The organism is Rhodococcus sp. 05-340-2 (genome assembly GCF_002258915.1).
Classification (GTDB): Bacteria; Actinomycetota; Actinomycetes; order Mycobacteriales; family Mycobacteriaceae; genus Rhodococcoides.
In genome coordinates, this window is record NZ_NOYU01000038.1 from 161,312 (window position 1) to 174,555 (window position 13,244).

A 13,244-nucleotide genomic window follows, 5' to 3' on the forward strand; every position below is an offset into this window, starting at 1 on the left:
GCACGTCAGGCCCGACATCGATGATGTCGGGCCTGACGTGTTTCTGTCTCAGGGTTGCAATCGGAATTGCACGACGGCGGTGACATTCTCGATGGCGTCGTCGAGAGCGGTCATGCGTGCTCTGGCGTCCGGCGCGGACAGGATGTCGAGTCGATCGGACTGACCCATCGGAATCAGTGCTGCCAGCGACCAGATCTTCTCGGCGGCCGAGATCGGCAGGCCCAGGAAGTCCGGAACACCCGGTGTGGCCACGTTCTCCGCCGATTCGAGTCGGCCGATCAGTTCGTAGAGATCCTCGATCCGCGCCCAGGTGGCGTCGAATTCGGTGTCGGCGATCACCGCGTCCGTGTCTTCGTCCGGCCATGCTCGAACGTCGGCCAGTGGGTACGGGTCGTCCGGGAGCCAGGCGTCGATCCTGATCCGTTCACCGCCGACGCATTCGAGTAGATAGCGGCCGTCGCCGATGGACTCGTGACCGATGATGTGTGCGGTCGTGGCCACATCGTGCCGGACGTCGCCGCCGCCGGCTTCGTGCCCGCGCGCGATGAGTACTACGCCGAAGCTCGGATCGTCCTGCTTCAGGCAATCGTGCACCAGGGCTTGGTAGCGCGGCTCGAAGATGTGCAGTGGTAGTCGTTCGCCGGGGAGCAGCACGCTGCCGAGCGGGAACATCGGTGTCACGCTCACGGGTGCTGCAACGGAACAGCCGCCGGGGTGATCGCCGCAGGCGCGCTCTTCTCGGTCCGGTTGGAGTCCAGGAATTCGTCGAGCAGTCGGAAGAAGAAGTCCGGCTCGTCGAGCTGGGGAAAGTGGCCGGCGTCGGGAAAGATCTCGACGCGACTGTTCGGAACCTCGCGTCGAATGTTGTCGGCGTGCTTGGCGGGAATCATCCGGTCCTTGCCGCCCCAGACCAGCAGCGACGGAATGGACTCGAACTTCTCGAAGTGTTGCTTCGCGCTGACCGTCTGCCCCCGCGGGCCCACCACGGCCCGCGTCGACGCCAGGAACGCCCCACGGGTGGAGCGGTCTGCGACAGACCGGAACGACCTCCAGGTCTCGGCCATGCTGGGTCCCGGCGCGACCGGCAGACCCCATTTGCCCAACTGCGCCAGCGCGCCTTCGGTATTCCTACGGAACCAGTCCGATGCGAGCAGCGGCAACACCAGCTCACTGCCGGGCAGCGTCGCTGCCTTGAGCACCAGGCTCACCTCCGGACCGAGGCCGCCACTGCTGACCAGCGCCAGGCGATCGACTCGCTCGGGAAAGAGATACGTCAGCTGCATGACGATGCCGCCGCCGAGCGAATGACCGACCATCGGTGCGGAGTCGATGTTCAGGTGGTCCATCAGGTCGCGAATGGTGGCCGCGTGCGAACTCAGCGAGTAGTCGCCGGTCGGCTTGTCGGAGTCTCCGTGCCCGAACAGGTCGGGCGCGATGACCCGATACTTGTGCGACAGACGTTCGAGCTGCGGGCCCCAGGACCGATGCGATCCCAGCAGGCCGTGCACCAGAATCACGGGCGGGCCGTCGCCCATGTCCACGTATCGCAGGACGTCCTTGTGTAGTTCTACCGACTGCAATTCGTACGATGAACTCATGGTCGACCTCCTCGTCGTGTGATTCCCGGGTCGTCGCGTGGCTCGGTGAGCCTCGGTCACAAACGTACAAGCTGAGCCGACACTGCGACAGACCGTCGGTCAGCGTGCGAGGCCCGCGTCGTCGAAGGTGTTCGTGATCGTCTCGGCCAAGTACGCGGCCATCGGTTCCCGCAACATGTCGACGTGATCCCCGGAGATGTCGACGAAGGTCAGCTCACCACGACCGACGGTCTGCCACGACTCGAGATCTTTCACGTTCTCTGCTGTGCGAACCACGGTCATCGAACCCGACCATGGTGTCGGAACGTGCTTGTTCAACGCCACGTACCCGATGCTTGCGAAAACCAACCATTCCATCGTCGTCGGGTACCGCAGCAACCCGGCGAACTGCATCCGTAGCCAGAGGGCAGCGGTGCCGATGCGGCCGAGGTGGAAGCCTGCGTCTTCGCGCGTCCGAGCCGGCGGAGCAGCCGGAACTTCGCGACCCCCGGGCAACCTGTCCAGCAGATGCCGAAACAGTCGCGTGTCGAGGAGCAGCAGGTGGGGAGTTCCGAGGCCGGAGTCTCGGATCTCCTCCGCCATCGCGATGGCAATCCAGCCACCGAGCGAATGACCGACCAGATGGAACGGGCCCTCGGGCTGGACTGTGCGAACGGCGTCGACGTAGCGCTTCGCGGTTCGCCGAATCGTGCGGTCCGGGCGTCCGCGCTTGCCGCGGCCGTGCGCCTGCAACGCATACACGGGGCGGTCGTCGTCGATGTGTTTGACGAGATTCAGAAACGCCATCGCACCGACGCCTGCTCCGCCGACCAGGAAGATCGGTGCCTTGCTTCCCTCCGTGCGCAGCGGCACGAGCACATCGTGTTCGCCGGTCGTGCGCCGACGCGCAGTTGCCGCGTCCTCGAGGCGGGCATCGACTGTCACGGCCAGCGCTCGAACAGTGGTCGCCGCGAACACATCCTCCGGCGTCAGATCGATCTTCAGGCTCTCGCGAAGTTGGGCAAGCATCGCCGTGGTGGTCAGCGAGTTGCCGCCCAGCGCCAGGAAATCCTCGTCCCGGCCGATGGTGTCCAGCCCGATCGCGGTGCGCGCGGCCTCGGCCACGATGTACTCGGTCGGGCCGACTGCCGTGCGTTCGACGCGTCGATCGGCGGGCTCGGGCAGTGCACTTCGGTCGACCTTGCCGCGTTCGTTTCGCGGCATCGCGTCGAGCGCGACGATGTGGGTGGGCACCATCCATTCCGGCAGCGTCCGGCGCAGTGACGCTCTGATCTCGCCCACGGAGGGTCGCCGACCGGAACGAGCCGAGCACACGTAGGCCACCAGGTCGGTATCGGTGCCGGAGGTCCTGCCGATCACCGCTGCGTCGCCGATCTCCGGCATGGCGCGCAGCGCTGCCTCGACCTCGGCCGGCTCCACCAGGTAGCCACGCACCTTGACGGCGTCGTCGATGCGTCCGGCCAGGTGCAGTGTCCCGTGTTCGTCGAGTCGTCCCAGATCGCCGGTTCGGTACCGGAACAGACCGTCGCCGAGCGCGGCGAATCGTTGGGAGTCCAGACCGGCACCGCCGAGGTAACCGTCGGCCAAGCAGCTCGACGTCACCCGTACTTCGCCGATCACGTCGGGTGCACACGTCGAACCGTCGGAGGCGACGACCTCGACGAGCTTGCCCGGGATGGGTCTGCCTGCGGGGAGAAAGCCCGACGGCAGCGCTCGCTCGAGCGGGTATTCGCCGTAGGCGACGGCACCGGCCTCGGTGGTCGCGTACCAGTTGACCACCGTCGCTCGGCTGTCGAACCGCCGCCGGAAGCCGTCGGCATCGTCGGAGTGCAGGGATTCCCCGTAGGTGATGACCACCCGCAGCGTCGGTACGGCCCCGCGCCCGCCTGCTGTGTGCTCGGTGGGTCCGTGATCGACTGCGGAGACTGCGCGCAGCAGCGACGACGAGCAGTGCAGCGTCGTCAGGGAATGCGCGGCAGTCCACTCGACGGTGCTGCTGGGGACACCCGACCTGGGGTCGCGGCAGTAAACGGCGGCGCCGCTGAGCAGGCCGGCGAACAACGTGTTCAAGCCGGCACCGAAGCTGACCGGAAGCGAGTTTCCGACGCGGTCGTGTGGGCTCAGTGCCAACGCGTTGGCAACCTCGTATGCCTTGGTCAGACACATGCGGTGGCTCAGGATCACGCCCTTGGCGGTGCCGGTGGATCCCGAGGTGTAGTTGATCACCGCGGTGTGGTCGCCCGACAGTGTCGGCAGCGGAACACAGGAGTCCATGGCGGCGGCCACGGTGGCGGAGTCGATCGCCGTCGCGGCTGCTTGGTCGATGATCGTGGCGCGGCGTTCGGCCGGAAGCATGGGGTCGAGCGGCACCAGGGGATGGCCCGCGGCGACGACGGCCAGCATCAGCACGATCGAATTCGTCGTCGCGTCGGTGTCCACGGCGAGCGGCCGAGAATCGGCGGGGAAGAGAGTGGCGATCTTGCGAGCCAGAGAGTAGGCGCGGTGGAGGAGCTCGTCGAAGGTCAGCGAGGTGCCGTCGACGTCGAGTGCGACGGCATCGGGCAGGGCGTGAGCCACCTCGCGGTAGCGGGCCATCAGGGTGTCGCGGCGTTCGGGCCGGCACAACGGGGCCAGAGAAAGTCGGGTCGGCGCATCGATGTCCTGAATCGACATGATTCTCCTTGCACGAGCCCGACCCGTGATGACGGAGTCGGTTTGTGACTCACAAACCGTCTCTGAGACTGTTTTACCGACTCAAAGGTAGACGCGCATGGCCTTTTTACGCAAGCGGAAAACCGGACATTCCACAACAATCGGGTGACGTTGCGGAATGCCCGGTCTGTTTCGGGCCTGTCCCTACAGGTCCGCGATGGCCTCCAACGGCTTCGTGCGTGCGGCTCGAACGGCTGGCCACAGCGCCGCCAACACACCGACGACGGCCGATCCGAGCAGCATCGCCACCACCTGGCCCCACGGCACGGTCATGGTGCCCAGGCCCTCGTCGCGCAGAGTCTGCACGAATCCCCACCCGAACGCGATGCCGAGGACGACGCCCACGATCGCGCCGAACAGTGCGATGAGCAGCGACTCGAGATAGATGATGCGACGAACCTGTGGACGCTGCATTCCTATGGCCCGCAGCATGCCGATCTCCCGACGCCTCTCCACGACGGACAGGGCCAGCGTGTTGACGATGCCGAGCACGGCGATGACAACGGCCAGAGCCAGCAATCCGTACAGCACGGCGAGCAGGGTGTCGATCTGCTGACCCTGGCTGCCCTTGAACTCCTCGACGTCCTGAACCTGGACGACGACGAACGGCGTGGTCGCCGCTTCGAGATCGGTTCGCAGCGTGTCCAGGTCGGTACCGGGCGTGGCCTTGATCAGAACCAGAATGTCGGACCGGGTGATGGACGGCGTCACCTCCTGGTAGATGTCGCCGGAGACGATCCAATTCCCGATGAGCGGATTGTCGGTGAACACACCGGTGACGGTCACGGGGACCGACGCCCCGTCCACGGTGTCGAAGGTGACCTCGGTTCCGACCGTCCATCCGCGGTTGGCCGCTTCGGTTTCCGACACCGAGAATCCGTCGCTGTCCAGGTCCGCCGTGCCCTGGACCATCGACAGCTCGAGCAGTCCCTCGGGAGAGCCGTCGATGGCGGCACCGTACTCCTCCTGGCCCGCGATGGTGACGAACACCGGGTGCAGTACCGCGGTGCGGTCCACGCCGGTCACCTCTTGTGCAGCGGTCGTGGCACCGGTCGGAACGCCGATCGACTGCGGACCGGAGAGGATGTAGTCCGCCTCGACGCCGGTGTCGACGAGTGAGTCGACGCTGGCCTTGGCAGTGGATCCGAGCACGCCGATGACGGTGACGAGCATGAGGCCGAGCATCAGGGCGAAGGCGGTGGCCGCGGTGCGTCGTGGGTTGCGTACCGAATTGGTCCTGGCCAAGCGCCCGATCGCTCCGAACGGACGGGTGATGACGGCACCGAGCGCGCCGACCACCGGCCGTGACAGCGACGGCGCGGCCAGTGCGGTGGCGACGATCAGCGCGACGGCTCCCGCGCCGACCGTGGCAGCGGCCGCCCCGCCGGTCGACTGCGCGCCGATGATCAGTGCGGCCGCGCCTGCGATTCCCAGGCCGACGCCCACGAACGTCCTGGTGCGCAGGGTGTCGCCCGCAGAGGCGAACTCCTCGCGCATCGCGGCGACCGGTGGAATCTTGGCCGCCCGCCGTGCCGGGGCGTACGCGCTCAGCACGGTGACGACGATGCCGACGGCGAACGCGACGACAACGGTGCGCGGCTCCAGTGCCAGCGGTCCCGACGGTAGGCCCAGGTCGAAGGCGTTGAGCAGCGCCCGCAGCCCGTAGGCCAGCCCTACTCCGCCGACGAAGCCGAGGATGCTGCCGATGACGCCTACGACCAGAGCTTCGAGGACGACCGATCGGCTGACCTGTCCGCGGCTGGCTCCGATGGCGCGCAGCAGTGCCAGTTCGCGGACGCGCTGAGCGACGATCATCGAGAACGTGTTGTAGATGATGAAGGTGCCGACCAGCAGGGCGATCCCGCCGAAGGCGAGCAGGAAGTAGTTGATGAACGACAGTGCCGACTCGACCTCGGCCTGAGTCTCGGCCTGTACGTCCGCGGCGGTCTGGACCTTCAGATCGGGAAACGCCGCGGCGATCTCGTCGCGAAGATCGCTCTGGGTCAGCCCTTGCGCGGCCAGATCGTTGCCCGCGACGTCGATGTACTGCACGTGGGCACCGTCGGTGAACAGCTCGTTCGCCTGGCTCTGCACGAATTGGATTCCGATGTAGCCACCGGATTCGGTTGCCGTCGAATAGATTCCGCTGATCGTGACGTCGGTGATGCCCTTGGACGGCACGAGGACCTGGGTGGCGTCGCCCACCTTCAGTCCCGCGCGCTCGGCACCACCTTCGTTGATCGTGACCTGACCGGGAGCGGTGGGAGCCGAACCGTCGACGAAGGTGGTCGGATCACCGAGTCGTTGGTCGTCCGGGAGGTACGACTCACCGATGGTCGGTGCGCCGCCGGACTGTACGGCGGCACCGTCCGAGCCGAGCAGCACCAACTGCCCGCCGACGTACGGCGACACGGCGCGCACGTTCGGCAACGTCGAGATCGCCGCGATGTCCTCGTTCGGTACGCCGGACGAGCGTGCGTCCTCGGGGCTCACGCGAACGTCCGCGCCCTGCGCGGTATCGGCGAACAGGGAGGAGAAGGTGCGCTGGAGGGTATCGGTGAACACGAAGGAACCCGCGACGAATGCCGTGCCGAGCACGACGGACAGCACGGTCAGAGCAAGGCGAACCTTATGTGCAGCAAGGTTTCTCAGCGAAACCTTGCGCATGGGATTGCCCGACGCGGCCCGGCGTGGGGCCTTGTCGGCGACCGAGTGTTTGGAGGCCGAGTGCGCCATTATCGGACCGTCTCCAGCTTCTTCATCCGCTCGAGTACGGCGTCGGCCGTGGGCGCGTTGAGCTGATCGATGACTGCGCCGTCGGCGAGGAACACGACGCGGTCGGCGTAACTGGCCGCGCGCGGATCGTGCGTGACGATGACGACGGTCTGATCGAATTCGTCTGCGGCAGTGCGCAGAATCGACAGCACCTCGCCGGACGAGCGGGAGTCGAGGTTGCCGGTGGGCTCGTCGCCGAACACGATGTCGGGTCGACCTGCCAGTGCGCGGGCGCATGCCACTCGCTGCTGCTGTCCGCCCGAGAGCTCGCTGGGGCGGTGATCGAGGCGGTCGCGCAGGCCCAGTCGGTCGACCACGGTGTCGAGCCATCCCTGATCCGGCGTGCGGCCGGCGATGTCGAGGGGCAGCGTGATGTTCTCGAGCGCGGTGAGCGTCGGCACCAGATTGAAGGCCTGGAACACGAATCCGATTCGGTCCCTTCGCAATCCGGTCATCTCCTTGTCGGAGAGTGCCGTCAACTCGGTGTCGCCGATGGTCACCGTTCCCGAGGATGCGTTGTCCAAGCCGGCCAGGCAGTGCATGAGCGTGGACTTCCCCGAACCCGACGGGCCCATGATGGCGGTGAATTCTCCGCGAGCGAAGTCGACGCTCACCCCGGACAGTGCGTGGACCTGGGTGTCCCCTGATCCGTAGACCTTCGATACGTTGACCGCACGTGCGGCGATGTCGCTCATGGGTGCCAGTGTTCCAGCGTTCTGCGCCCGTCGCTATCAGGGGAGACCCTGAACACCACCCCTATGATGGGCGTCATGCGCATCGGAGCCCACGTCCGCGACAGCAGCGACCCTCTCGGCACGGCCGAGGCCCTCGGCGTCGACCTCGTCCAGATGTTCCTCACCGATCCGCAGAAGTGGAACAAGCTCTCCCCGCACCCTCAGGGCGAGGCGTTGCTGACCGGCGACGTCGACGTGGTGGTGCACTCGTCCTACGTCCTCAATGTGGCGAGCCTGAACAATCGGATCCGTATTCCGTCGCGCAAGGCCGTCATCGAGCAGGCCGCTGCTGCGGCCGAGATCGGGGCCATCGGGTTGGTCGTCCACGGCGGCCACGTCCGTGAGGGCGAGGACACTGCCAAGGGAATCGACAACTGGCGCAAGCTGTTCGAGCGCCAAGCGGAGCAGGGCGGCTTCGCGGTGCCGATCTTCGTCGAGAACACCGCGGGCGGAGACTCCGCGATGGCGCGCCACTTCGACGACATCGCCCGGTTGTGGGACGCGATCGGTGAGTTCGGTGCCGGATTCTGTCTGGACACCTGTCACGCGTGGGCCGGGGGCGAGGATCTCGTCGACGTGGTCGACCGAATCAAGGCCATCACCGGACGAATCGATCTGGTGCACCTGAACAATTCGCGCGACGAGTTCGACTCGGCGCGAGACCGGCACGCGAACCTCGGCACGGGAACGATCGACGCCGAGATTCTGACCGCCGTCGCACTGGCTGCCGACGCGCCGGTGATCCTCGAAACTCCCCCCGAGGGGATCGAGGACGACGTCAGGCTGCTGAAGAGCCTGTAGTGGCGAGTGCGAGGCTGTGCACGGCCGCCGACCACAGTCGGATCAGTTCGTCGACGCCGTGCAGGTTCGCAGCCCAGGTGATGCGCGCCGTCGCGGTACCCGCATCGGTCACGGAGATCCCGAAGTCGATGGCGTGATCGCGGCTGGGCTCTGCCAGTGCATCCTCACGCACGATGATCTGAGCTCCTGCGCGCGAGGCCAGCGCGGGATAGTTGCGAGTCAGTGCGTAGTCGCGGCCGCCGTTCGGCACCGAGCCCAGCCGCCTCGAGACGTCGTCGACGAGGTGCTCGCGGAGAGAGGGGACGGCGAGAGCGTCGGTGCGAAGCGCAGGAAGCCGGACCGGGTGCACTGCACCGGTGTTCTCGAGATCGAGGTCGACCAGCACGCCGGCCGAGGAGCCGCGGTGGTTGTTCGCCTGCCACGTGGACACGGCCGAACCCAGGGCCGCGAGCAGCAGAACGCGGCGGCGGTGTGCGCCGTCGGGCAACGCGAACGTCACCGATGCCTGCTCGAATTCCGTCGACCGTTCGGTGAGCAACGGTCGCTCCGCCGGGGTCAGGACTGCGACCCAGTACGGAACCTGTTCGGCTACCTCGGTGCAGAGAGTGCGTCCGAGCTGGGCCGGGCTGATCGTCTCGCGGTGCACGAGTCTGAGCGGTGCGAACACGGTCACGCCGACGAACCCCACTTCCGAAGCAGATTGTCCTAGCCTTACCTAACCTTCACCAGGCTAGCTCGAGTCGGGATCGGACGCCAGGACGCCCCCTGTCGGGATCGGTTCAGTCGATAGCGCGCAGCGCCGGAATACCGGGGGCCACCGGCAACCGTCCGGTCTCGAGCTCGACGAGCAGGCCCTCCGACCAGGTCAGCAGGCCGGTGACGTCGACGTGATGCGGAGGATCGCACTCGAATCCGATGAGTCGGTCGTGTCCCTGCCGGAGCAGCGAACCGGCACCGACGCGATTGCCGCGCATCAGATGAGTCAACCCGACGGCGAGTTGGGCGAGGCCCTGCCACAACGGACGCTCGTCGGGCGAGCAACTCTTCCACGTGCCCTCGAGTACCTCGTGCGCATGGAACGGCATGTCCGCGTCGAGGAATCTCTGCGCTTCGACCAGAGCAGCAGTGGGAGGAAGCCGGAGGTCGTCGGGCACCCGTGGGGTTCCGTTGCCACCGCGCGCGAGGGGCCGCCCGAGACCGTCACGAGGCCTGGCATTGAGGGGTTTACCGTGCGCATCACGTTCGCGTTCGGCCATGGCGAAAACCCTAGTGTGTGGTGGCCCCCACCGAGCTCATAGGCGCGAAGACGAGCGCGCGGTGATGACACCCAGTGCTACCAGTGCGGCGGCGGAGGTCGCGACCATCGTGGTGGACACGGCCACCGCGTCGTTTCCGAGTGCGCCGACGACAGGCGCAACGATGGCACCGAGCCCGAATTGCGCTGCTCCGAGGAGGGCAGCGGCTCCGCCTGCAGCCTCACCGTGCCGGGACAGCGCGAGCGCAGGCGCGTTGGGCATCACGAACCCGACGGCCCCGAGCACGAACCACAGCGGGACGACGAACCCGGCCATGCCGCCGACCCCGGTGATCGCCAGGACCGTCATGACGGCACCGGCGAACACCGCGAAGGACAGCGCTGTCAGCACGATCTGCACCGGTGCGAAGCGTCCGAGCAGAAGGACGTTGAGCTGGGAAGCCCCGATGAGGGAGATGGCACCGGCGGCGAAGACGATCGCGAACTGCTGCTCGTCGAGGCCGAACTCCTCCTGCAGAACGAACGACGACCCGGCGATGTAGGCGAACAGCGAGGCCATCGCCAGTGCGGCCACCAGGACGAGAACGACGAACTGGGCGTCACGCAGCAGTGAACGGTAGGTGCGCAGTACCGGCAGCACTCCACTGGCGCGGCGACGCTCGGGTGGAAGCGTTTCGCGCAGCGACACGATCGCCAACGTCATCAGAGCAACACCCATGATCGCCAGAGCCGCGAACACGAGACGCCAGGATCCGACCAGCAGCACGGCACCGCCGAGCGATGGGGCCAGCACGGGAGCGACGCCCATGACCAGCATCAGGCGTGAGAGGACGGTCGCGGCGGCGCGGCCACTGAACAGGTCGCGCACGATGGCCATCGCGACCACGGCTGCGGCTGCAGCACCGAGACCCTGCACGACGCGGAGGCCACCGAGAACGGCGATGTTGGGAGCCACGATGCACGCGACCGAGGCCAGGATGTGCACTCCGGTGCCGACGATCAGGGGCAGGCGTCGGCCGACGATGTCCGAGAGCGGCCCGATGATCAGCTGACCGAGGGCAAGACCGACGAGGGTGCCCGCGAGGGTGAGCTGCACAGCGGACGAGGACGTGTTCAGGTCGTCGGCGATGGCCGGAAGGGCCGGCAGATACATGTCGATGGTCAGTGGGCCGAGCGCGATGAGCGCGCCGAGCACCAGGATCACCCGCAGGCGTTCCCTGGACGTCGGCTCGGGGGACGTGTTCGTTGCCGGTGCTTCGGCTACGGCTGTCTCGGCTGCTGACGTGTTCGGTGCTTGGGCCACCCGAGGTTCAGCAACCGGGGTACACGTTCTGTTCCCGGTTGCTGACTACAACTTTCGTGTTCTATGCCACGGCGTCGGACAGTACGGTCAGCTTCTCGACTTCCTGGCTGGTCAGAGCCAGTGCCGGTGCGTCCAGCAGAGCCGGTAGCTGAGATATCTTGCTCGCGCTGGCAATCGGCGCGGTGACTCCCGGCCGGGCCAGCAGCCAGGCCAGCGCGACGCTCGAGATCTCTGCCGAACGGGATTCGGCGATCTCGCGCAGACCCTGCACGACATCCAGACCGGCGTCGGAGAAGTATCCGGTGGTCAGTCGTTCGCGCTGTTTGCCCGCGAGGTCCTCGCGGGTGCGGTACTTGCCGGTCAGGAAGCCTGCGGCGAGGGAGAAGTACGGGAACACCCCGAGGTCGTTCTCGACGGCCAGGTTCTGCAGCTCGCCCTCGTAGTCGCCGCGGGCGACCAGGTTGTAGTGCGGCTGCAACGCGATCGGGGCGGCGAAGCCGTTCTCCTTGGCCAGTTCCAGCCACTCGCGCACCCGCGCGGGGGTGTAGTTCGAGATGGCGACGTGCCGGACCTTGCCCGCTGTCACCAGCTCGTCGAACGCGGCGAGAGACTCCACGAGCGGGGTCTTCTCGTCGTCGTAGTGCGCGTAGTAGACGTCGATGTGGTCGGTCTGCAACCGGCTCAGCGACGCGTCGGCGGCGGCTCGAATGTTGTCCGCGGCCAGTCCGCGGAACTCGGGATGCTGGCTGACCTTGGTGGCGATGACGACGTCGTCCCGGTTTCCGCGGGCTCTGGTCCAGTTGCCGATGATGGTTTCGGACTCGCCGCCGGAGTTGCCGTCGGCGAATGCCGAGTACGAATCCGCGGTGTCGACGAAGTTGCCTCCGCCCGCGACGAAGGCATCGAGAATCTCGAAGGACGCAGCCTCGTCGCTGGTCCAGCCGAAAGTGTTCCCGCCGAGAGCGAGCGGAAAGACATCCAGATCGGAACTACCGATGGCAACCACAGACAAACCCCTTACGTCGGCGAACAACTCGACTGTACGAGCAGCGAGGGCTCAGTGCCACGTGTGATCCACCAGCGCGGTTCGCGGACCGAACTTGGGCTTGGTGGCCTTGCCGCTCAGGTACAGCAGCCGAATCGCGCGATGCCTGTGCGGTGCCAAGGGCTGCAGATACTCGACCATCTCCGCGTCGTCGATCGGTCTCCCCAACAGCGACCAGCCCACCACCGACGCCAGGTGGTAATCGCCCACCGACAACGCGTCGGGATCCCCGAGGGCGCGTTGCGCGGTCTCGGCCGCCGTCCAGACACCGACGCCCGGGATCGCCCGCAGCCTGCGTTGCGCGTCCTCGGGTGTCATTCCCGACGCTTCCTCCAGCCGCCCGGCTGCGCAGGCAGCGCGGACGATGGTCTTGGACCGGGCCGGGTCCACGTTGGCGCGGTGGTACTCCCACGACGGGATACGACGCCACACGTCGGGTGTCGGGAAGACGAACATCGGCTTCGGCGTCGGCCCCGGTGCCTTCTCGCCGAACTTGCTCACCAGGTGGCGCCACGATCCGAAGGCCGAAATTCCGTGGACGCGTTGCTCGATGATCGCCGGGATCAGGGCCTCGAGGACCAGTCCGGTTCTGCCCAGACGCAGGTGCGGTAGTTGCCGATGGGCTTCCTGGAGAATCGGATGCTCCGGTGCGAAGGCGGCTGCATCGTCGTCCTTGCCGAGCAGAGCGGGCACGGCGTCCAACAGTTCGGGTGCACCGGGGCCCCAGGCTCGAACCTGCGCGCTCGTCGGCGACACCTGCGTCAGGCGGTACGTCACCGGGCCGGAGCTCATCCGCGACGTGCGCCAGATCCCGCCGTCCGGCGTCGACTCGTAGGTGGGATCGCCGCGGCCACGGCGTAGCGGCGACACCGACATCCGCACGTCGAGCCGTTGCTCGGACGTGACCAGGCGCGCGATCCCGTCGGAACCGGCATCGTCGGGCATCGGTTCGTCACCTCCGAACGGTCGTGGCCATGCGGACCGAGTGGGTCCCCTTCAGGGCTCGGTCGACACTGTTGCA

The 13,244-nt window shown here is 66.9% G+C and carries 11 protein-coding genes; 1 reads left to right on the forward strand and 10 read right to left on the reverse strand.

Going from position 1 to position 13,244, the window contains the following annotated elements; genetic code table 11:
* Positions 1-48: 48 nt before the first annotated feature.
* From CH271_RS23425 to CH271_RS23445, 5 genes are all read right to left on the reverse strand, one after another.
* Complete coding sequence (locus tag CH271_RS23425; RefSeq protein WP_037194867.1) at positions 49-687, reverse strand: LON peptidase substrate-binding domain-containing protein; 639 nt, start codon at positions 685-687, stop codon at positions 49-51.
* The gene (locus CH271_RS23430) at positions 684-1,598 is read right to left on the reverse strand and encodes an alpha/beta fold hydrolase (RefSeq protein WP_094635044.1); all 915 of its coding nucleotides are present in this window, start codon (positions 1,596-1,598) and stop codon (positions 684-686) included. The genes CH271_RS23425 and CH271_RS23430 overlap by 4 nt, the downstream gene beginning before the upstream one ends.
* Positions 1,599-1,697: 99 nt before the next feature.
* Entirely contained in the window at positions 1,698-4,271 is a 2,574-nt protein-coding gene (locus CH271_RS23435) for an alpha/beta fold hydrolase (protein WP_094635045.1), read from the reverse strand.
* A 183-nt stretch (positions 4,272-4,454) separates the two neighbouring features.
* Positions 4,455-6,977: an ABC transporter permease gene (locus CH271_RS23440; protein ID WP_094635112.1), complete on the reverse strand. Its 2,523-nt coding sequence runs from the start codon at positions 6,975-6,977 to the stop codon at positions 4,455-4,457.
* Between the two features lie 68 nt (positions 6,978-7,045).
* Positions 7,046-7,780: an ABC transporter ATP-binding protein gene (locus tag CH271_RS23445; protein ID WP_037194862.1), complete on the reverse strand. Its 735-nt coding sequence runs from the start codon at positions 7,778-7,780 to the stop codon at positions 7,046-7,048.
* Positions 7,781-7,855: 75 nt separating this feature from the next.
* Between CH271_RS23445 and CH271_RS23450 the strand changes: the two genes are divergently transcribed.
* On the forward strand, positions 7,856-8,620 hold the full coding sequence (locus CH271_RS23450) for a deoxyribonuclease IV (protein WP_037195492.1): 765 nt from the start codon (positions 7,856-7,858) through the stop codon (positions 8,618-8,620).
* On the opposite strand, the gene CH271_RS23455 is transcribed toward CH271_RS23450, so the two are convergent.
* The 5 genes from CH271_RS23455 to CH271_RS23475 form a co-directional block, all read right to left on the reverse strand.
* The gene (locus CH271_RS23455; protein WP_141216979.1) at positions 8,598-9,293 is read right to left on the reverse strand and encodes a hypothetical protein; all 696 of its coding nucleotides are present in this window, start codon (positions 9,291-9,293) and stop codon (positions 8,598-8,600) included. The two genes, CH271_RS23450 and CH271_RS23455, sit on opposite strands and share 23 nt — an antisense overlap.
* A gap of 106 nt (positions 9,294-9,399) precedes the next feature.
* The gene (locus CH271_RS23460; protein ID WP_094635047.1) at positions 9,400-9,876 is read right to left on the reverse strand and encodes a DUF309 domain-containing protein; all 477 of its coding nucleotides are present in this window, start codon (positions 9,874-9,876) and stop codon (positions 9,400-9,402) included.
* Positions 9,877-9,912: 36 nt separating this feature from the next.
* Positions 9,913-11,178: a multidrug effflux MFS transporter gene (locus tag CH271_RS23465; protein WP_052048028.1), complete on the reverse strand. Its 1,266-nt coding sequence runs from the start codon at positions 11,176-11,178 to the stop codon at positions 9,913-9,915.
* Between the two features lie 61 nt (positions 11,179-11,239).
* On the reverse strand, positions 11,240-12,184 hold the full coding sequence (locus CH271_RS23470; RefSeq protein ID WP_094635048.1) for an aldo/keto reductase: 945 nt from the start codon (positions 12,182-12,184) through the stop codon (positions 11,240-11,242).
* A gap of 51 nt (positions 12,185-12,235) precedes the next feature.
* A complete protein-coding gene (locus tag CH271_RS23475) occupies positions 12,236-13,168 on the reverse strand; it encodes a DNA-3-methyladenine glycosylase family protein (RefSeq protein ID WP_094635049.1) in 933 nt (310 codons plus the stop codon).
* Between the last annotated feature and the right edge of the window lie 76 nt (positions 13,169-13,244).

Excerpts from the sequence above, each read along its gene's own strand:
- CH271_RS23435 (WP_094635045.1), bottom strand. The coding sequence starts at position 4,271 with ATGTCGATTCAGGACATCGATGCGCCGACCCGACTTTCTCTGGCCCCG.
- CH271_RS23460 (WP_094635047.1), bottom strand. The coding sequence starts at position 9,876 with ATGGCCGAACGCGAACGTGATGCGCACGGTAAACCCCTCAATGCCAGG.
- CH271_RS23450 (WP_037195492.1), top strand. The coding sequence starts at position 7,856 with ATGCGCATCGGAGCCCACGTCCGCGACAGCAGCGACCCTCTCGGCACG.
- CH271_RS23445 (WP_037194862.1), bottom strand. The coding sequence starts at position 7,780 with ATGAGCGACATCGCCGCACGTGCGGTCAACGTATCGAAGGTCTACGGA.
- CH271_RS23475 (WP_094635049.1), bottom strand. The coding sequence starts at position 13,168 with ATGCCCGACGATGCCGGTTCCGACGGGATCGCGCGCCTGGTCACGTCC.
- CH271_RS23430 (WP_094635044.1), bottom strand. The coding sequence starts at position 1,598 with ATGAGTTCATCGTACGAATTGCAGTCGGTAGAACTACACAAGGACGTC.
- CH271_RS23440 (WP_094635112.1), bottom strand. The coding sequence starts at position 6,977 with ATGCGCAAGGTTTCGCTGAGAAACCTTGCTGCACATAAGGTTCGCCTT.